This window comes from Coriobacteriaceae bacterium (assembly GCA_025757745.1).
Classification (GTDB): Bacteria; Actinomycetota; Coriobacteriia; order Coriobacteriales; family Coriobacteriaceae; genus Collinsella.
Window position 1 is genome coordinate 1,363,230 of the sequence record CP107217.1, and the last position, 18,976, is coordinate 1,382,205.

The following is an 18,976-nucleotide window of genomic DNA, read 5'->3' on the forward strand; positions in this document are numbered from 1 at the left end:
ACCACACACCTCGGTGCGCGCGGGAGGCCCTTCTCCTACTCGCCGCGGGGGTGTGCCTGACTCACGGCGCGCTTTAGTCGGTCGGGCGTGAGGTGCGTATAGATCTGCGTCGTGGACAAGCTCGCATGCCCCAGCAGCTCCTGAACCGAGCGCAGATCCGCGCCGCCCTCGAGCAGGTCGGTCGCAAAGGTGTGGCGCATCGCATGCGGGGCGATGTCGGCAGGAATGCCGGCAAGTGCCGCAAGCATGTGGAACCGCCTTCTGAGCATGGCGGCACTCATGCGGTTTCCGCGCGCCGAGATAAACAGCGGATGCGCGCCGTTCGCACCGTCGTTACGCTTTGCCTGTGCAAGGAGCTGCGGCCTCCCTTCCTCAATATAGCGGCGGGTAGCCTCGAGAGCGCGCCGATACAGGGGCACGATACGCTCCTTGCTCCCCTTGCCCCAAAGTCGCAGCGTTCGCTCGGACCAACCAATAGACTCCACGTTGAGCGCCGCGAGCTCCGAGATTCGCGCGCCGGAGGCATAGAGCAGCTCGAGCATCGCCGCATCGCGCAGCCCCGCAGGCGTCGAGGTGTCGGGGGCCTTGAGCAACGACTCGACTTGCCGGGTCGTCAGCACACCGGGAAGATCGCGCGGCAGCTTGGGCGAGGATATCGCCGAGACCGCATCGCCCTCAACGATTCCCTCGGCAGCCATCCACCGATAGAGCGAGCGAATAGCAGACAGGTGTGCCGCAAGGGTCCGAGCCGCCACCTGGCCACGCGACAGCTCGGCCAAATAGGAGCGAACGGTCCGCACGTCGGCGGCGCGAGCGTCGATGCCCTCGCGGTCGCACCACGCGGCGAAGCGCTCGAGCCGCGAGGCGTAGGCGGTTACCGTATTGGGGGCAAGCCCTTCGACACGTGCAATGTAGGCAATGAACGAGTCGACGGCATCGTACAGGTCAAAAGCTATGACCTCTCGCCTCCAAACAGATCGGAGCGCGTTTCCAGATAGGCGTCCAGGGCCTTGAGGGCGCGATCCGCGTAGGCCTGGTAACGATCGCGCTTGCTGCGACGCTTACCGTCCTCGAGCGGCGGAACAAGGCCAAAGTTGACGTGCATGGGTTGATAGCCCACCGTAGCCGGATCGGTCGCATACCCCACGAGCGCGCCCAGGGCGCCCACGCGCGGCAGCTCGACGCCCGCGGCACCGATAGCCTCGGCATAGGTGTTGAGCGCGGCGAGCAGACCCGTCGCCACGGCCTCCATGTACCCCTCGGTACCGGTGATCTGGCCGGCAAGACGCACGCTCGTGCCGGGAACGGCAAAGGTGCCGTCGAGCACGTGCGGAGCATCGACAAAGGTGTTGCGGTGCATGACGCCGTAGCGGAAGAACTCGGCGTTCTCCAGGCCGGGAACCATATGGAAGACGCGCTTCTGTTCGCCGAAGGTCAGGTTGGTCTGGAAGCCAACCAGGTTATAGGCGGTCTTCTCCTTGTTCTCGGCGCGCAGCTGAATTGCCGCCCAGGGACGACGACCGGTGCGCGGGTCGGTGAGCCCGACGGGCTTCATAGCGCCAAAGCGGATGGCATCCTTGCCCGTGCGCGCAACCTCCTCGGCAGGCTGACAGGCCTGGAACAGGTCCCCGCCCTCAAAATCCTTGAGCACCACGCGATCGGCCGTGGTGAGCGCCTCGATAAAGACCTCGTACTCTTCCTTGTTGAGCGGGGCATTCAGATAGTCGCCACTCCCCTGCTCCTCGTAGCGCGACTGCGAGAACAGCACGTCCATATCGAGCGTCGAGGCATCGACAATCGGGGCGGCCGCGTCAAAGAACGCCAGGGCGTCACCACCGACAAGCTTCATGACCTCCTCGCTCAATGCCGGCGAGCACAAGGGACCCGCGGCGATAACCACATGACCCTCGGGGATCTGGGTGACCTCACCGTGGGCGACCTCGATATTGGGGCGGGCGGCAACCTCGGCCTCGACGAGCTCGGAAAACTTGACGCGGTCGACCGCCAGGGCGCCGCCAGCGGGAACGGCCGCACGATGAGCACAGTCGAGCAGCACCGAACCCATGCGCTCGAGCTCGGCCTTCAGCAGACCGGCGGCGGAATCGGGACGGGTCGACTTAAATGAATTGGAGCAGACGAGCTCCGCCAAGTGATCGGTATGGTGGGCAGGAGAGCTTACCTGCGGGCGCATCTCGCACAGCTTTACGGCGAACCCGCGATCTGCCAGCTGAATCGCGCATTCCGATCCCGCTAGACCGCCACCGATAACCGTCACCTGATCAAACAGCATCTGCAAACACCTTTCTAATTGACACGTTTTCCATTGTGACCGAAGGGCGTCTGGGCGTGAAGGGCAAACTTGGAGGGCGCATACCTTCCATCCATCATGCGCTCGATGAGGCCCTCGAGCTCGAGCGAGCCCAGGAGCTTGAGCACACCGACGGCATCAAGGGAGACGAGTGTGGCGATGTCTTCAACCTTGAGCGGCGAGGCGATGAGGGCATGCATCACGGCCTGCTGTGTGGGGTCCAGATCCGCGATACCGGGCGCATCGGGACGCGAATAGCGCAGGGTACCGTAGATTCGAGAGATGGCCATCTCGATGGACTCCTCGTCAATAATGCAGCAGGCCCCGTTGGCAATGAGATAGTTGGTCCCGCGCGACTCGGGCGACAAAATGGAGCCCGGTACCGCAAGCAGTTCGCGCCCCAGGTCCATGGCGGCCTCCGCCGTCGAGAACGTGCCCGAAGGCATGCCGGCCTCCGACACGAAGAGTGCCTGCGAAAGCGCGGCAATCACCCGGTTACGCCGCGGAAAGGCAAACTTACGCGGCCCCATGCCCCAAGGCGAGATGGACACGACCGCACCGCCCGTATCGATCGTGCGCGCGATAAGCCCCGCACTCGAACGCGGGTAGACCACGTCGGCGCCCGTACCCAAAACCAAGACGTGCCTGCCCCCGGCGTTGACCGCGGCCCAACCCGAGGCCTGGTCGCAGCCGACCGCACCGCCCGAGACCACCGTCACCCCCGCCTCGACCGCAACTTTCGCGGCCAGCTCTGCCACGGCAAGACCGTACGGCGAGGCCTTGCGCGCACCGATAATCGAGAGCGCCGGCGTCGAGAGCACCTCCGGGTCGCCACGGACGAACAACGTCTGCGGCACATCGGAAAGTTCCAGAACAGTAGCGGGAAACAGCCCATCACCGGGATGCAGTTCGTAGCGGACCTCACCCATCACTGATCCCTCCTTCCCTGATACATCGCGGCCTCGAGCACGTGGTCTTGCGTCACCCGCTCGCTTTCTGCGACATCGGCAATCGTGCGTGCGATGCGAACCAGACGCACGATGCCGCGTCCCGTGAGATGCGTGCGCTTCGACAGGCCGAGCACGCACGTTTCCGCCGCCTGATCAAGCGCAAAGGTCGATACAACACCATCGATAGAGCGGGGCTCGGCATCCTCGGCCTCGGAGTCTGCATCGTCCATATGGGTCTCGCGCCAGGCACGAAAAGCCCGACCGCGGACAACGTAGTCGCGCAGCTCGGCCGACGACATACCCTCGGCGCCCTCGATAATCACCTGCGGATCGGGGCGGGTCACGTCGAGCATCAGGTCGATGCGGTCGGCCAAGGGACCGCGCAGCTTGGACCGATAGCGCTCGACCATCGATGCCGAGCAACGACACGGAACCTCGCGATCGCCCAAAAAACCGCAGGGGCAGGGATTGCTCGCCGCAAGCAGCTGAAAGCGCGAGGGAAACGTGAAGGCGCCGTCGACGCGCACGATCCTGACATAGCCGCGCTCGATAGGCTGACGAAGCGTCTGCAGCACACCGGTGGGAAACTCGGCAAGCTCGTCCAAAAAGAGCACGCCGCCATGGGCAAGGCTGATCTCGCCCGGATGCACCGGGCGCCCTCCGCCAATAAGGCCCGCTGTCGAAATGCTGTGATGGGGGCTTCGAAACGGCCGATGCCCCGCAAGCAGGCCATCGATGTTCTCACCCAAGACCGAATGAATGCACAGCGCCTCCTGCTGATCCTCGACGGAAAGCTCGGGCAAGATACCCGTCATGCGGCGCGCAAGCATGGTCTTGCCCGATCCCGGAGACCCAATCATAAGCAAGCCCAGCTCCCCTGCCGCCGCAAGCGCTATGCCGCGCTTGGCGACCTCCTGCCCCAACACGTCGGCATAATCGAGCTCGGGCTCAAAGGTGGCCTCGAGCACTTCAGAATCCAGATAGTGCCGAGCTGCCTCGCCCATACCGCGGGCAAGCTGCGACAGATGATCGATAAAACCGCAATCGACCCCCGCGAGCGGAACATGCTGGTCGGACCTGCCGGCGATAAAAGACAGCCCCATGTCGCGAGCCAGCAGCTGGAACGCCACTTCGCCCTTGACGGGAAGCACCGTGCCATCCAAGCCGAGCTCGCCGGCAATGAGGCAGCGGTCGAGATTGTCGCGTGGAATCTGACCGTCGGCCGCAAGCACCGCAATGGCTATCGGCAGGTCAAAGCCGCTACCGGTCTTTCGGATATCGCCCGGCGCCAGATTGACCGTAATGCCCGAGCGCGGGATCTCGAATCCGGCAGAGCGCATCGCGCAGCGAATGCGCCCACGCGACTCCATGACCTCCATGCTCGGGATGCCGAGCATCTGGATGCCCGGGATGCCGCCCGCAAGCGAAACCTCGACCGTGACGGGAATCGCCTCAACGCCGCGGATACAGGCTGCGTGAACGGCAAACGTCTCGAACGCCATCACGACACCTGCCAATCGAACGCATTGTACTGGTGCTCGATCTCGGCGATATGCCCGCCGCGAATGGTGACGCCCACGGCATCGAAGCGGATCGCCTTGAGCGGATAATGCTCCATGAGATAACAACTCGCGATGCGACGATAGCGCCGCTGCTTTTGGGCGTTCACCGCTTCCTCGGGAAACACCCGCGTATCGCAATCCAGCGCAACACGCCTGGTCTTGACCTCGGCCATCACCACCACATCGTCGAGCTCATCGAGCAGCACCAGGTCGGCCTCGCCCTCCGAGCATCGATAGCCTTGTTCCAGCAATGCATAGCCGCGCTCGTTAAAGTAATCGATTGCGATAAGCTCGCCCAGCATACCGAGCTCGCGAGGACTGAGCCCCTTGATAAACTCGGGCGTGATCGACCCGCAATCGAGCTCCCCCTCTTCCCAACGCTCCTTGAGCTGCTGCGTCTTGCTCATTTTGGCTGCGGCACACATGGGGTCTCCTTTCCCACTTCCTGCATTGCCTCGATAATGAGGGCAGGTTTCATGCGGGTAAGTACCGGAAGCAAACCAAAAACCAACCAAATGCCGACAAATGAGGGGCCGCGCGCAACAATAGCGTTGCACACGGCCCCTACCAGCAGGTTTATGGAGCCCTTAAGGTCCCAGTCTTCACAATTGGCCTAAAAAAGGCGCTCAGTCTGCAGAAAGTTTCCGCAAAAGCTCACACGGTGCAGCGGACAAAGTCCATGTTTGCGAATCGCCTCGATGTGCTCGGGGCTTGCGTAGCCCTTCGACTCGGCCAAATGGTACTCGGGATATTCGGCATCGTACTCGACCATCATCTCGTCACGCGTGACCTTTGCCATGATGGATGCCGCGGCGATACAGGCGATCTTGGCATCGCCCTTGACCACGTCGCGCTCGTGGGGCACGGCGCCCAGGGGGTTACCGTCCATAAGCACGCAATCGGGCTCAAGCCCCGTATCTGCCACCGCACCCGCGACAGCGGCTCGAATGGCGCGGGCCATGCCCATCTCATCGATATCCGCAGGAGCGATATGGCAAAAGCCGATAGCAGTCGCCACCTCGGCAATCTTCACCGAAAGCAGCTCGCGGCGCGCCGGCGTGAGCTTTTTGGAATCGTTGATGCCCCAGATGCGCGGCTCCATCGGAAGACACACGGCACACACGGTCAGGGGACCCGCTACCGAGCCACGGCCCACCTCGTCGACGCCCACGACCACGCCATCACCGCCGAGCTCATGCATAAGCTCGTACATGCCGTTGACGCGCTCGCGTTCGGCAAGTTCCTTGGCATGGCGCTTAAGGGCACGTTCGCAAGCCTTGATCACCTGCTGGCGCGGATCCTCGCGATAATGCTCCACGAGGGCGGGAATCTCCTCGAACGTGGCGCTCGCCAGCTCGCCGGCAACCTGCGATGCCGAAACCGAGCTCGTCATATTGGCCATACCAGGCCCTCCTTGCATGCAAATCAGATAAAAAGAAGGGCCACCCGAAGGTGGCCCTTGTGTCCAAACGAGTGGACGGACGCTGCGATCTTCTTAGCGCTTCTCGGGGATGCGAGCAGCCTTGCCCACCTTGTCGCGGAGGTAGTACAGCTTGGCGCGACGGACGCGACCATGACGAACGACCTCGAGCTTGGCGATCTTGGGGCTGTGAAGCGGGAAGGTACGCTCAACACCGACACCGAAGGAAATCTTGCGGACGGTGAAGGTCTCGCGGGCACCGGCGCCGGCCATGCGGATGACGTCGCCCTGGAAGACCTGGATGCGCTCGCGGTCGCCTTCCTTAATGCGGTAGTGAACCTTGACGTTGTCGGCGACGCGAACCTGAGGAATGTCCTCGCGGATCTGCTGACGCTCGATTGCGCGGATGTAATCCATGTGCAATTCCTTACTCTTCTAGAGGTGCCGTTCCACCTAGGCCGGCACGTAGTTGAACAAACGTATTCGAGTATACACGCGCGGGTTTCTGCTGCAAGAACAATTTTTTACGCAGACAAAAAGACAAAACCCGCACATGATAACCGCCTGCCTCACGAATGAGACGGGCGGCGTGAAGGGGGCTACGCTAGGCGCCCAAACCCAAAACGTTAGGCGGAACGCTTGGCCTCGAGCTTGGCCTGGGCGGCAGCCAGGCGCGCGAGGGGCACGCGATAGGGCGAACAGGACACGTAGTCCACGTCGGCCACGTTAAACAGGGCCTTGATGGACTTGGGGTCGCCGCCGTGCTCGCCGCACACGCCAAAGTGCATGTCGGGGTTGGTGGCGCGACCTTTCTCGACGGCCATGCGCACGAGCTCCAGCACCGCCGAGTCGATGGTCTCGAAGGGGTTGTCCTTCAAGATCTTCTTGTGCAGGTACAGCGGGATGAACTTGGCCTCGGCGTCGTCGCGCGAGAAACCGAAGGTCGTCTGGGTAAGGTCGTTGGTACCAAAGCAGAAGAAGTCGGCGTGCTGCGCGATCTCGTCGGCAACCATGCAGGCACGCGGCAGCTCGAGCATCGTGCCCACGGGAATATTGAGCTCGACGCCCTCCTCGGCGGAAACCTCGGCGATCACGCGCTCGATGACCTCGCGAGTCTGAACGTGCTCGGCCGTAATGGAAACGAGCGGAACCATGATCTCGGGGCGCGGGTCGACGCCCTCCTTGATAAGGCGGGCAGCAGCCGTGGCCACTGCGCGAACCTGCATGAGCGGCAGATCGCTAAAGACGACGGACAGGCGCACACCGCGCAGGCCGAGCATCGGGTTGGACTCGACCATGCCGTCGATACGACGCAGACGGGTGCGCAGAGCGGCAAGCTCTTCCTCGTTGGCGCCAGCGGCTTCCTTCTTGGTGATGGCGACCTCGAGCTCACGCGGATTATCCAGGAACTCGTGCAGCGGCGGATCGAGCAGGCGAACGACCACATCGCGACCGGACATGGTCTTGAACATCGCCAGGAAGTCCTCGGTCTGAACCTTGAGCAGGTCGGCGAGGGCCTGCTGCTTCACGGCCTCATCATCGGACAAGATAAAGCTCTGGATGATGTTCTTGCGGTCGCCCAGGAACATGTGCTCGGTGCGGCACAGGCCAATAGCCTCGGCACCAAACTCGAGCGCGAGCTCGGCATCCTCGGGATTGTCAGCGTTGACGCGCACATGGTTGGCGTGGCCGACGGTCTCGTCCAGGCGAATCTCGTCGGCCCAGGACAGGATGGTGTCCAGGTCGCCGGTGAGCTCGGCCGAAACCAGATCAACGGCGCCGTCGACGACGATACCCTGGGTGCCGTCGATGGAGATGACATCGCCCTCGTGCAGCACACGATCGCTGCCTTCGATGCGTACAACCTTCTCAGCCGCGTCAATGTGGAAGCGCTCGACGCCGCAGACGCAGGGTGTGCCCATACCGCGAGCGATAACGGCGGCATGACTCGTCTTGCCACCGTGGCTGGTCAGGATGCCCTCGGCGGCAACCATGCCCTTCAAATCGTCGGGGTTGGTCTCCCAGCGAACCAAAATGACCTTGCGGCCCTCGTTGGCGCGCGCGACGGCATCGTCGCTCGAGAACACGACCTCGCCCACGGCGGCACCAGGGCTGGCGTTAAGACCGCTGGCCAGAGCCTCGTACTTCTTGGAGGCATCAAACTGCGGGTGCAGGAGCTGGTCGAGCTGCGCGGGATCGATACGGGCCACGGCCTCCTCGCGGGTGATCAGGCCCTCCTCGACCATTTCGATGGCGATACGCAGGGCGGCGGTGGCGGTGCGCTTGCCCACGCGCGTCTGGAGCATCCAGAGCTTGCCCTGCTCGATGGTGAACTCGATATCGCACATATCGCGGTAATGATCCTCGAGCGTCAGGAAAACGCGCTCGAGCTCCTCGCCCGCGGACTCGAGGCCCGGGGTGGTCTTGAGGTCGGCGATGGGCTCGGTGTTGCGGATGCCAGCAACAACGTCCTCGCCCTGGGCATTAACCAAAAAGTCACCGTAGAACTCCTTGGTGCCGTCGGCCGGGTTGCGCGTAAAGGCGACGCCGGTCGCAGAGGTCTCCCCCTTGTTGCCAAACGCCATGGCCTGCACGTTGACGGCGGTGCCGAGCTCGTCGGAAATGCCGTGCTGCTTGCGGTAGATGCAGGCGCGATCATTCATCCAGCTGCCAAAGACGGCCTGGATGGCAAGGCGCAGCTGGAGCTCCGGATCGTGCGGGAAGACGGGCTTGCCGTCGACGACCTCGAGCTCGGGATACAGGTCGGCCTCGACGTTCTCGGAGAAAATGCTCTTAAAGGTCTCGACGAGCTCCTGCAGGTCTTCGGCCGAAAGCTCGGAATCGACGCGAACGCCGGCGACCAGGCGTGCCTGGGTCAGCGCGTTCTCGAACAGGTCGGCGTCAACACCCATAACGACGTTGGAGAACATCTGGATAAAGCGGCGGTAGCTATCCCAGGCAAAACGCGGGTTTTGCGTCTGAGCAATGAGGCCCTGAACGGAGTCGTCGTTGAGGCCCAAGTTGAGGACCGTATCCATCATGCCGGGCATGGAGAACGGGGCGCCCGAGCGAACCGACACGAGCAGCGGATCGGAGGCGTCGCCGAGCTTCTTGCCGCAGCGGGCCTCGAGGTCGGCCTCGGCGGCAACGATCTCATCGAGTGCGCCTTCGGGCCAGACGTTGCCGGCGCCGGAGTACTCGACACAGGTCTGGCAGGTAATGGTAAAGCCACCGGGAACCGGCAGACCGATGCGGCTCATCTCGGCAAGGTTTGCGCCCTTGCCGCCAAGCACGAAGTTCATGGACTTGTCGCCCTCAGTGACACAGGTGCCCTGGGTGTCGGTTCCAAAACGGTAAACCCTCTTGCAATCGCTCACGATACTTCCCCTTCTATGCGCTCTCGCGCACGACCGTGGTGACGAATCGACCCGCCGGATGCGGGCCGTGAGGGAACTATACGGCGGACGTTGAGCGGGCTTGCGTAGAGGGTGCGGGGTTTGGTAAACGAGGTAAATGTGGCGGTAAACGGTAGGTAAAGGTGGTCACATTATGAAGATACCAATGCAAGAGAATTGCAGGTCAAATGCAAGTTCTTTGCTAAATCGCTTTACCAATATCGTGCATTATTTATAGGTAGTCTTTTTAAGACGGTGCATTTTTAGCTACCCCAAAGAGTTAGCTTTGCTGGGCTCGACGGGCGGCGCGGCGGGCACGGGCTTCTTGGATTTCCTCCAGGTGACCGATGATCTCGGAGGCACTCTCCTCGATCGCCTTGCCGTCGGTGCGCACCACAAAGCAGCCCAGACGCTTCATAAGGGCGCGGGCTTCCTCGAGCTCGCTGCGCACACTCTCGGGCTCGACATAGGAGCCGGCAACGGCGCGAGCATAGTCATCGCCCAAGCGGCTATCGCGAATTTCAGAAATAACGTCGACGGTCGAAATCAGGCCGAACAACCGCATCGGGTCGACCTCGTAAAATGACTTCGGCGGCTCCATGCCATGGGCCAAAGGAACATTGGCAACCTTGTAACCCTGATAGGCCAAATACATCGACAGCGGCGTCTTGGACGTACGCGACACACCCAGCAGCACGATATCGGCACCCGACAGATCGTCGCAACCGCGCCCGTCGTCGTGCTCAACGAAATACTCCATGGCCTCGATGCGATGGAAATAGCGGTCATCGGTCTTGTGAATCACGCCCGCGACGCCCTTGGGCGGCACACCGATGAGCGACGACAGCACGGCGAGCGCTGGGCCGATCAGGTCAACCGAACGAATATGCAGCATGCCCAGGTAATCGAGCACGCGGGCGCGAAGCGCCGGATCGACAATGGTGTGGAACACGGCAATATCGCGATGGTCCGCATCGACGCGCGGGCCCACAAACGACTTGACCTGCTCCACCGAGTTCACCTTGGGCAGGCGCAAGAGACGAAAAGCCCCTTCATCAAATTGCCCGGACGCCGCAAGCACCACCTCACAAGCGGTATCGCCGAGAGAGTCGGAGATAACGATAACGGTGGGACGAACGGCGACCGGGCAATCCATGCGGGGCTCCTTTTGCGCTTACGCGCAGGCTGGCTTACTTTTTGCGGGCAAGCTCACCGATGTTGGCGATGCCGGAGAAAACGGCCTCGAAGCGGTTGAGCAGCTTAAGGCGATTATCGCGAAGCTGCTCGTCCTTGTCCATGACCATAACCTCGTCGAAGAAGCGGTCGATGGGGGCACGCAGGGCGGCAAGGGCGGCAAATGCGGCCGGGTAATCCTCGGCAGCAAGGGCGTCATCGACAGCGGCCTGAGCAGCCTCGGAGGCGTCGGCGAGCGCGAGCTCGACCTCGCCCATCAGGCTGCGGTCGTACTCCGCACCCAGCTCGGGCTTGGAGATGTGCGCAGCGCGGGCATAGGCGGTAGCCAGGTTGTCGAAGGTCTCGGCATCGTTCTTGCGAGCCTCGTCGAGCGCGGCGCAGCGGGCGAAGAAGACGGACGGAGCGATGATGTGCACCGCGGAAACGGCGGCGACGGTGTCGGCCGGGATCTTCTCGTCGCGGGCCATGCTCACCAGGCGGCCATGGAAGAAGTCACGGACCTGTTGGGCGACCTCGGCGGAGTCGAACTCAATGCCTTGCTCGCTATAGAGCTCAAGGGCAAAGTCAATCAGCGACGTGGGGTCAATCGGCAGACGATCGCGCAGGATGTTGATGATGCCGATAGCGGCACGACGCAGCGCATACGGGTCGGACGAGCCGGTCGGGGGCTCGCCGATGGCAAAAATACCGGCAATGGTATCGAGCTTGTCGGCACAGGCCACGATGCAGCCAGCGGTGCCCTCGGGCAGCTCATCGCCGGCGAAGCGGGGACGATAATGATCGCGAATGGCGTGGGCGACCTCGTCGTTCTCCCCCATCGCGATAGCGTAGTAACCGCCCATCACGCCCTGCTGGCTCGTGAACTCGACGACGGCGTTGGATACCAGGTCTGCCTTGCACAGGTGCGCAGCGCGAGCAGCGTCTGCAGCAAGGTGGGCGCCCAGATGGGCCTCACGGGCGATGGCGAGCGCGAGCTGCTCAATACGCTCGGACTTGGCGAGCACGCTACCGAGCTTCTCCTGGAAGGCAACCTTGGCCAGACGCTCACGGAACTCATCGAGGGAGATCTTCAGGTCCTCCTCGTAGAAGAACTTTGCGTCGTCCAGACGGGCGCGCACGACGCGCTCGTTGCCGTCGATCACGCGCTCGGCATTCTCGGGTTTGCTGTTGGAAACGACCACGAACTCACGCGTGAGCCTGCCCTCGCCGTCATATATCGGGAAGTAGCGCTGGTTGGTGAGCATAGACTCGCAGATGATCTCGTGCGGGACCTTGAGGAACTCCTCGTCGAAGGTACCGACGAGCACCGTCGGCCACTCGCAAAGGTTGATGACCTCCTCAAAGACCTTCTTGGGCGTGTCGACATGGCAGCCGGGGCGAGCGGCCTCGACCTCGGCGATACCGGCAAGGATGGCCTCACGACGACGCTCGGCAGAGAGCACGCCGGCGTCCTCGAGCACCTGCTCGTAGACGGCGGGGCTGGCGACCACATGGTCACCGGGGCCCAGAACGCGATGTCCGCGCGTGGTGTTGCCACTCGTCACATCGGCAAAGGACACGGGCACGACATCCTCGCCCAAAAGGCAGCAGATCCAACGGACCGGACGAACAAACGTAGCGTGCTCGTGGCCCCAGCGCTGGCTGCGGTAGTTGGGCCACTGCAGGCCGGCGATGGTCTTCTCGCACAGAGCCGTCAGGATCGGGGCGGCCGGTGCGGAGGGAATGTTCTTCTCGGCGAACACGTACTCGCGGCCGTCGGTGTCCTCGCGACGGACCAGGTCCTCGGCAGCCACACCGCACTTGCGGGCAAAGCCCTGGGCGGCCTTGGTGGCGTTACCGTCGGCATCAAAGGCAATGTTTGCCGCGGGGCCGCGCTTGACCTCATGGACCTCATCGGTCGCAGTGGCGACGTTGGCCACGAGCGCAGCCAGTCGACGCGGGCTCGAGATCACGCGGACCTCGCCATGGGCCAGACCGGCCTCGTCGAGACCCTTGGCGATCATGGTGCCGAGCTGCTTGACGGCATTGTTCAGCGGTGCGGAGGGCATTTCCTCCGTACCGATTTCAAACAGGAAATCCTTAGCGTCTGCCATGGCTTACGCCACCTCGCCTTCCTGATCGGCATTCTCGTTGACTCCGGCGACCTCGGCCATATAGGCCTCGCAGCACGCCTTGGCGACGGCGCGGACGCGCAAGATGTAGTTGGCACGCTCGACCGCAGACAGTGCGCCGCGGGCATCGAGCAGGTTGAAAGCATGGCTGCACTTCATGACGCAGTCGTAAGCGGGCAGCGGCAGCTTGCGCTCAAGGCAGGAGTGGCACTCGGCCTCGTAGTCGTCAAACTTCTGACGCATCATCTCGACGTTGGCGACCTCAAAGTTGTAGGCACTGAACTCGCGCTCGTTCTCCAGGAACACGTCGCCATAGGTCATCGGCGTGCCGTCGGGCAGATAGCTCCACACCAGGTCATAGACGGAGTTGACGCCCTGGGCGTACATGGCGATACGCTCCAGGCCATAGGTGATCTCGACGGGCACGGGGTCGACCTCGATGCCGCCCACCTGCTGGAAGTACGTGAACTGCGTAACCTCCATGCCGTTGAGCCAGACCTCCCAGCCAAGGCCCCAGGCGCCCAGGGTCGGGCTCTCCCAGTCGTCCTCGACAAAACGGACGTCATGGTCGTTGGGGTCCAGGCCAATGGCAGCAAGAGACCCCAGGTAAAGCTCCTGGGCGTTGACCGGCGACGGCTTGATGAGCACCTGGAACTGATAGTAGTGCTGCATGCGGTTGGGGTTCTCGCCGTAGCGGCCGTCGGCGGGACGGCGGCAAGGCTGAGCGTAGCAGGTGCGCCACTCGGCGGGACCGAGCGAGCGCAGCGTGGTCGCGGTGTGGAAGGTACCGGCACCGACCTCGGAGTCATAGGGCTGCATAATGACGCAGCCCTGCTCGCCCCAGTACTGCTGGAGGCGCAGGATGATGTCTTGGAAGGAAAGCGATGAAGCGTTCATGCCTCTAATATCCCCTCGTCGAAACGATTACACGGTTAGGTACTGTACTATAGCGGTTTTTAGTCGATAGCGCCGATGCGGTTGAGCGGCCAGTAGCGCACAAGCGCCACGGCGATCAAATCAGAGCGATCGACGGGACCAAAGTAGCGTGAGTCGGCAGAGTTTTCGCGGTTGTCGCCCATCACCCACACGCACCCGTCGGGAACGGTGTAGGGATAGCTTACCTGAGCGCCGGGAGCCTGGACCGAAAGCGGCCAGCTCATGCCGGTCGTGTAGTCCTCGTCGAGCGCCTGGCCGTCAACGACCACCTTGCCGTCCCGAAGGTCGACCGTCTGGCCGGCCGTGGCAATAACACGCTTGACGAGAACATCGTGCTCGGAGGTGCCATCGGGGTTGTGGAACACCACGATATCGCCTTGGCTGACGGGCTGGCCGAGTTCAAGGCTCACCTTTTGCGCCAGGATCTGGTCGCCGATCTCGATCGTGGACTCCATGGAGCCGGTGGGCACCACAAAGGGTTCGACCACAAACGAGCGAATCAGGAAGGTGGCGACCAGTGCGATCGCGACGACCACGATCCACTCAAACGCACCCTTTAGCACGGAATGCTGCGATGGAACCATTCTCACTCCTTGCTCTGCGAATACGATGCGTCCAGGATGTCCTGCGCGTATGCGCGCTCCTCGGGCGTGAGCCGCGCCGTCTCGATCAGGTCGGGACGCCAGCGGCAGGTGCGCTCGATGGCATTCTTACGGCGCCAGGCGTCAACCTTGGCATGATCGCCGCTCACGAGCACCGGCGGCACGCCCTCGCCGTTGAACTCGGCGGGGCGAGTATACTGCGCGTACTCGAGCAGGCCACCGTCCTCGGCAGTCGAGAACGACTCATCGACGTTACTCATCTCGTCACCAAGGGCGCCGGGAATCAGACGCACGACGGCGTCGGCAACGACCATAGCGGGAAGCTCGCCGCCCGTAAGCACGTAGTCGCCGATCGATAGGCGCTCGTCGGCATACGCATACGCGCGCTCGTCGACACCCTCGTATCGACTGCATACAAACAGCAGGCGCTCGCTTTTGAGCAGGCGCTCGGCCACATGCTGCGTAAAGGGTTCGCCGCAGGGCGTAAAGAACACCACGGTGGGCTTGGGACCCTCAGAGCTAATAGCCTCGATGGCCTCGGCGATGGGCTCGACCTTCATGAGCATGCCCTGCCCGCCGCCGTACGGCTCGTCATCGACGGTACGATGGCGGTCGTGCGTCCAGTCGCGCAGGTTATAGGCCTTAAAATCAAAAAGGCCGGCCTTGCGGGCGCGGCCCAAGATCGATGTGGACATGACGGGCTCAAACATCTCGGGAAAGACCGAAAGGGTCTCGATCAGCATGTTGTCCTCCCTACTTGTCCATATCAATCAAACCGTCCATAACGTGGACGGAAATTGTCCCCTGATCGGGAAGATCGAGCACAACCTGCTCGATCACGGGAATCAGCACCTCGCCGTACCGATCGCCCTCGACAACCCAAACATCGTTGGCGGGAGTCGACATGATCTCGACAATCGTGCCGAGCAAGCCAAAGCGCTCGTCGACCACCTCGCGACCCATCAGGTCGGTATAGGCGGCATCGAGCGAATCGAGCTCAAAATCGTCACGGTTTGCCAGCACGTAGCATCCGGTGATGCCCTCGGCGGCCGTCAAGTCGTCTATGCCCTCAAACGAGACCAGATCGCCATCGCCCGTATCGATGACGGATACGACCGTGCAAAAACGGTCGCGCTTGAGCGCCGGTGGCGTCAAGGCGACGCGCATACCCGGCGTCAATACAGAAGGAAGCCCCCGCAGCGGCTGCGCGAGGACCTCCCCCTTCCTTCCGTGCGGCTTGACCACACGGGCGATGTTTTTGTACTGGGACCTCAAGGTCCTAGCCCAGAACCTCTACCTCGACTGCAGTGTCGAGGCGAGCGGCCAGTGCACGGGCGAGCGTGCGAATGGCCTTGATGGTACGGCCACGACGGCCGATGACCTTAGCGACGTCATCCTCGGCAACCGAAACCTCAATCGTGGAGGCGTCGTCACCATCGATGACCTCAAGGCTCACGGAATCCGGGTCGTCGACGATCTGAACAACGAGATATTCGACGAGATCGGCGATGCGATCTGAGAGCATTGCCTCACCCTCGAGCTGTGCAGCGTCAACCTCAGGCACGATTTACTCCTCGGCGCCCTCAGCGGCCTCAGCGGCAGCCTTAGCGGCCTCGGCCTCTTTGGCGAGCTGCTTCTTGGACTTCTTGACGACGGTCTCGGTCTTCTCGCCCTCGTTGGCGGCCTTGACCAGAGCAGCGACAGCGTCGGTGAGCTGAGCGCCCTTGGACTGCCAGTCGGCGATCTTCTCGAGATCGAGGTTGATGGTCTTGGGGGCGGTCATCGGGTTGTAGCGGCCAACCTCCTCGATGATACGACCGTCACGCGGGGCGCGGGAATCGGCGACGACGACACGGTAGTACGGACGCTTCTTAGCGCCGTGACGAGCAAGGCGAATCTTGACTGCCAAAGGAAACTCCTCCAACCAAGCAGCTTTAGGCTGCAACTACAAACAAACAGTTGAACATAATACGCCATCGACGCGGGCAGGTGAAGTCCGTGAGACCAACTTCTTCGGTGTAGTCGAAGGCAAATCCATATCTTAGACAAGAATTCGCGATTTGCAAGCACATCCACGCACCCCACATGAGCTGCGCGGTATACTCATGCCATGAAAAGACGCGAACATACATACGGTTATGAGGATGCTGCGGGCGTCACGCCTCCGCCCTGGACGGGACCGGCGGTGGGCCTCATGGATCTCGATGCGTTTTTTGCGAGCGTGGAGATGCTCGACCATCCCGAGTGGCGCGGCAAGCCGCTCATCGTGGGCGGCGATGCCGATTCCCGCGGCGTCGTGTCCACCTGCTCATACGAGGCACGTCGCTTTGGCGTGCACTCTGCCATGCCCTCGGCCGAGGCACGGCGCCTCTGTCCGCAGGCCATTTGGACGCATGGGCATTTCGATCGCTACCACGAGGTCAGCGCTCAGGTCATGGCGATTCTCGCCGACGAGACCCCGCGCGTTGAGCGCGTATCCATCGACGAGGCCTTTATCGACATCACGCCAGGTCGCTTTGCACCCGAGGACCCGCTGCTGGTTGCACGGCGCATCAGTGATCGTGTGGCGGCGCTGGGGGTGACCTGCTCCATTGGCGTGGGCTGTAACAAGACGGTCGCAAAGATCGCAAGCGAGCGGGACAAGCCATTTGGGCTGACCATCGTGCGCCCCGGAACCGAGCAGCGCTTTTTGGCAGCGCTGCCGGTATCTGCCATGAGCGGCATCGGGCGCTCGGCAGAAGAGCGACTGCGCCGCATGCGCATCTACACGCTCGGCGAGCTATCCCGCGCACCGAAATCCACCTTGGCCTCTATTTTTGGCATCAACGGCGAACGCATGCGCCAGCGTGCGCTGGGACTCGAACTCTCCGAAGTCACGAGCCTCGATGAAGAGCGCGAGGTCAAGTCGGTCAGCAATGAACGCACCTTTGCGAAAGATTTAACTGAGCGTGGGGACATCGAAGCGGCGATTGCGCTATTGGGAGAGTCAGTGGGACGCCGTCTGCGCCGTCAGGGACTAACGGGCGCCACGGTGACGCTCAAACTCAAGTATTCGTATGGAAGCGGTCGCTCGGCACAGCGCCGGCTGCCCCATCCGACCGACGATGAGAACATCTTCGTGGCAGTGGCGCTCGAACTGCTCGACAACATCTGGCAGGAAGGGATGCATGTGCGCCTGGCGGGCGTCGGCATGAGCGACTTCGACCATCAGGGCGGTATCCAGACCGACCTGTTCTGCGAAATCGACGACCGCGGAGCCCAATCCAGCGACCGTCGCGACCTCTCGGTCGCCATCGACGCCGTCCGAGACAAGTTCGGCGACACCGCTCTCTCCTTCGGCCGCCAATCCCGCTTCAACGATTAGTCCCTTAGACAAAAAGAAAGCCGGGCAGCTGCGAATGATGCAGCTGCCCGGCGAACGGTAAAGGTTAGCTAAAAAGCCCGTCCCAAATGAACTACTAAAGGAGGTCAAGGGAAAGCTGGGGGGCGTCACCCCAGAGCTTTTCGAGGCGGTAGAACTCGCGCGCCTCGGGAGTGAAGACGTGGACGACAACCGAACCGTAGTCCATGAGCATCCAGGTCTTCTGCTCGCGGCCCTCGATGGAGAACGGATGCTCGCCGCAAGCCTCGGCGACCTTCTCCTCGATCTCGTCAACGATGGAATCGACCTGGCGGTTGTTGGTGCCGGTAGCGATGACAAAGTAGTCGCACACATCAGAAAGCTCAGTCAGGTCGAGCACCTGAACGTCCTCGCCTTTCTTGTCGTAGGCGGCCTGCGCGGCGGCGCGGGCGACATCCTCGGCGGCGACACCGCTCGCGGACAGCGAGGCGGCAGTGCGGTCGGGCGTGGCAACGAAACTCTTGTGCTCCACGCTTTCAAGAATCTGCTCGTCGGTCATGGTCTCGTCGGCCATGGAATACCTCTTTCTAGACAGCCCGAGCTAGCGCAGCTGGGCGTAATGGTTGTAAATCGTAATAGCCGTGGGATAAAGATAACGCCCGGTCTGGATCACATAGACCAGACCCTGCGCAAAACAGGAGAAGAACAACTCGTCGAGCGAGGACTTCCCCACCATCTTGCGCAGCGCATGGGCATAATCGCCGTGGCGGTTGGGTTCGATGGCATCGGCCACAAAGACCACCATATCGAGCGGCGTCATGTCGCAAGCGCCCACGGTGTGACGGTCGACAGCCTGAAAGACCGCCGGCGACAGCTCGGGAAAAAGCTGCGGAAGCTCATAGGCGGCAACCGGGCCATGCAAAAGCGGCGTCGCGGCAGACGGAGAGCCGGCAATCTTAATGCCGTAATGCAGAGCGCGCGTGACCAGCTCGTCGTCGGAGAGCACCTTGTCCCAGTCATGGATCAGGCCGGCGGCAGCGGCATCAAAGCGGTCGACACCGTACACCTCGGCTAGGCGCAACGCAGTCTCGGCAACCCCGAGCGAATGCACGTAGCGCTTACGCTTATCCTTCATGCGAACATCGAGCAACTCGTGGA

The 18,976-nt window shown here is 62.3% G+C and carries 19 protein-coding genes; 1 reads left to right on the forward strand and 18 read right to left on the reverse strand.

Annotation, left to right across the window (positions count from 1 at the left end):
* Window positions 1-35 precede the first annotated feature (35 nt).
* The 16 genes from OGM60_05865 to rpsP all read right to left on the reverse strand — a co-directional run bounded on the left by OGM60_05865 (window position 36) and on the right by rpsP (window position 16,387).
* Complete coding sequence (locus OGM60_05865) at window positions 36-956, reverse strand: tyrosine recombinase (GenBank protein ID UYJ00163.1); 921 nt, start codon at window positions 954-956, stop codon at window positions 36-38.
* Complete coding sequence (gene trmFO, locus OGM60_05870; GenBank protein UYI98428.1) at window positions 953-2,290, reverse strand: methylenetetrahydrofolate--tRNA-(uracil(54)-C(5))-methyltransferase (FADH(2)-oxidizing) TrmFO; 1,338 nt, start codon at window positions 2,288-2,290, stop codon at window positions 953-955. Before trmFO ends, OGM60_05865 begins: the two co-directional genes overlap by 4 nt.
* Before the next feature lie 14 nt (window positions 2,291-2,304).
* Window positions 2,305-3,237, reverse strand: a complete 933-nt coding sequence (locus tag OGM60_05875; GenBank protein ID UYI98429.1) for a DNA-protecting protein DprA — start codon at window positions 3,235-3,237, stop codon at window positions 2,305-2,307.
* Complete coding sequence (locus OGM60_05880) at window positions 3,237-4,760, reverse strand: YifB family Mg chelatase-like AAA ATPase (protein ID UYI98430.1); 1,524 nt, start codon at window positions 4,758-4,760, stop codon at window positions 3,237-3,239. The genes OGM60_05875 and OGM60_05880 overlap by 1 nt, the downstream gene beginning before the upstream one ends.
* The gene (locus OGM60_05885; protein UYI98431.1) at window positions 4,760-5,245 is read right to left on the reverse strand and encodes a YraN family protein; all 486 of its coding nucleotides are present in this window, start codon (window positions 5,243-5,245) and stop codon (window positions 4,760-4,762) included. The genes OGM60_05880 and OGM60_05885 overlap by 1 nt, the downstream gene beginning before the upstream one ends.
* Window positions 5,246-5,433: 188 nt before the next feature.
* Window positions 5,434-6,222, reverse strand: a complete 789-nt coding sequence (locus tag OGM60_05890) for a ribonuclease HII (GenBank protein ID UYI98432.1) — start codon at window positions 6,220-6,222, stop codon at window positions 5,434-5,436.
* A gap of 93 nt (window positions 6,223-6,315) precedes the next feature.
* A complete protein-coding gene (gene rplS, locus OGM60_05895; protein UYI98433.1) occupies window positions 6,316-6,657 on the reverse strand; it encodes a 50S ribosomal protein L19 in 342 nt (113 codons plus the stop codon).
* A gap of 209 nt (window positions 6,658-6,866) precedes the next feature.
* Entirely contained in the window at window positions 6,867-9,617 is a 2,751-nt protein-coding gene (ppdK, locus tag OGM60_05900; GenBank protein ID UYI98434.1) for a pyruvate, phosphate dikinase, read from the reverse strand.
* A gap of 298 nt (window positions 9,618-9,915) precedes the next feature.
* On the reverse strand, window positions 9,916-10,791 hold the full coding sequence (locus OGM60_05905) for a kinase/pyrophosphorylase (GenBank protein ID UYI98435.1): 876 nt from the start codon (window positions 10,789-10,791) through the stop codon (window positions 9,916-9,918).
* Window positions 10,792-10,825: 34 nt separating this feature from the next.
* Complete coding sequence (glyS, locus tag OGM60_05910; protein ID UYI98436.1) at window positions 10,826-12,922, reverse strand: glycine--tRNA ligase subunit beta; 2,097 nt, start codon at window positions 12,920-12,922, stop codon at window positions 10,826-10,828.
* A gap of 3 nt (window positions 12,923-12,925) precedes the next feature.
* Complete coding sequence (locus tag OGM60_05915) at window positions 12,926-13,837, reverse strand: glycine--tRNA ligase subunit alpha (GenBank protein ID UYI98437.1); 912 nt, start codon at window positions 13,835-13,837, stop codon at window positions 12,926-12,928.
* A gap of 59 nt (window positions 13,838-13,896) precedes the next feature.
* Complete coding sequence (gene lepB, locus OGM60_05920) at window positions 13,897-14,460, reverse strand: signal peptidase I (GenBank protein ID UYI98438.1); 564 nt, start codon at window positions 14,458-14,460, stop codon at window positions 13,897-13,899.
* A gap of 2 nt (window positions 14,461-14,462) precedes the next feature.
* Window positions 14,463-15,221, reverse strand: a complete 759-nt coding sequence (trmD, locus tag OGM60_05925; GenBank protein UYI98439.1) for a tRNA (guanosine(37)-N1)-methyltransferase TrmD — start codon at window positions 15,219-15,221, stop codon at window positions 14,463-14,465.
* A gap of 10 nt (window positions 15,222-15,231) precedes the next feature.
* Window positions 15,232-15,753: a ribosome maturation factor RimM gene (gene rimM, locus OGM60_05930; protein UYI98440.1), complete on the reverse strand. Its 522-nt coding sequence runs from the start codon at window positions 15,751-15,753 to the stop codon at window positions 15,232-15,234.
* Between the two features lie 4 nt (window positions 15,754-15,757).
* Entirely contained in the window at window positions 15,758-16,003 is a 246-nt protein-coding gene (locus OGM60_05935; GenBank protein UYJ00164.1) for a KH domain-containing protein, read from the reverse strand.
* A 42-nt stretch (window positions 16,004-16,045) separates the two neighbouring features.
* Complete coding sequence (rpsP, locus tag OGM60_05940; GenBank protein UYI98441.1) at window positions 16,046-16,387, reverse strand: 30S ribosomal protein S16; 342 nt, start codon at window positions 16,385-16,387, stop codon at window positions 16,046-16,048.
* 201 nt (window positions 16,388-16,588) lie between these two features.
* On the opposite strand from rpsP, the gene dinB reads away from it, so the two are divergent.
* On the forward strand, window positions 16,589-17,842 hold the full coding sequence (gene dinB / locus OGM60_05945; GenBank protein ID UYI98442.1) for a DNA polymerase IV: 1,254 nt from the start codon (window positions 16,589-16,591) through the stop codon (window positions 17,840-17,842).
* Between the two features lie 94 nt (window positions 17,843-17,936).
* Here dinB and rsfS read toward each other — a convergent pair whose 3' ends face one another.
* The gene (gene rsfS, locus OGM60_05950; protein ID UYI98443.1) at window positions 17,937-18,392 is read right to left on the reverse strand and encodes a ribosome silencing factor; all 456 of its coding nucleotides are present in this window, start codon (window positions 18,390-18,392) and stop codon (window positions 17,937-17,939) included.
* Between the two features lie 27 nt (window positions 18,393-18,419).
* On the reverse strand, window positions 18,420-18,953 hold the full coding sequence (yqeK, locus tag OGM60_05955) for a bis(5'-nucleosyl)-tetraphosphatase (symmetrical) YqeK (GenBank protein ID UYJ00165.1): 534 nt from the start codon (window positions 18,951-18,953) through the stop codon (window positions 18,420-18,422).
* Window positions 18,954-18,976: the final 23 nt, after the last annotated feature.

Coding starts and splice junctions, on each gene's coding strand:
- trmFO (UYI98428.1), bottom strand. CDS start 2,290: ATGCTGTTTGATCAGGTGACGGTTATCGGTGGCGGTCTAGCGGGATCG.
- OGM60_05875 (UYI98429.1), bottom strand. CDS start 3,237: ATGGGTGAGGTCCGCTACGAACTGCATCCCGGTGATGGGCTGTTTCCC.
- OGM60_05880 (UYI98430.1), bottom strand. CDS start 4,760: ATGGCGTTCGAGACGTTTGCCGTTCACGCAGCCTGTATCCGCGGCGTT.
- OGM60_05885 (UYI98431.1), bottom strand. CDS start 5,245: ATGTGTGCCGCAGCCAAAATGAGCAAGACGCAGCAGCTCAAGGAGCGT.
- OGM60_05890 (UYI98432.1), bottom strand. CDS start 6,222: ATGGCCAATATGACGAGCTCGGTTTCGGCATCGCAGGTTGCCGGCGAG.
- rplS (UYI98433.1), bottom strand. CDS start 6,657: ATGGATTACATCCGCGCAATCGAGCGTCAGCAGATCCGCGAGGACATT.
- OGM60_05905 (UYI98435.1), bottom strand. CDS start 10,791: ATGGATTGCCCGGTCGCCGTTCGTCCCACCGTTATCGTTATCTCCGAC.
- glyS (UYI98436.1), bottom strand. CDS start 12,922: ATGGCAGACGCTAAGGATTTCCTGTTTGAAATCGGTACGGAGGAAATG.
- OGM60_05915 (UYI98437.1), bottom strand. CDS start 13,837: ATGAACGCTTCATCGCTTTCCTTCCAAGACATCATCCTGCGCCTCCAG.
- lepB (UYI98438.1), bottom strand. CDS start 14,460: ATGGTTCCATCGCAGCATTCCGTGCTAAAGGGTGCGTTTGAGTGGATC.
- trmD (UYI98439.1), bottom strand. CDS start 15,221: ATGCTGATCGAGACCCTTTCGGTCTTTCCCGAGATGTTTGAGCCCGTC.
- OGM60_05935 (UYJ00164.1), bottom strand. CDS start 16,003: ATGCTCTCAGATCGCATCGCCGATCTCGTCGAATATCTCGTTGTTCAG.
- dinB (UYI98442.1), top strand. CDS start 16,589: ATGAAAAGACGCGAACATACATACGGTTATGAGGATGCTGCGGGCGTC.
- rsfS (UYI98443.1), bottom strand. CDS start 18,392: ATGGCCGACGAGACCATGACCGACGAGCAGATTCTTGAAAGCGTGGAG.
- yqeK (UYJ00165.1), bottom strand. CDS start 18,953: ATGAAGGATAAGCGTAAGCGCTACGTGCATTCGCTCGGGGTTGCCGAG.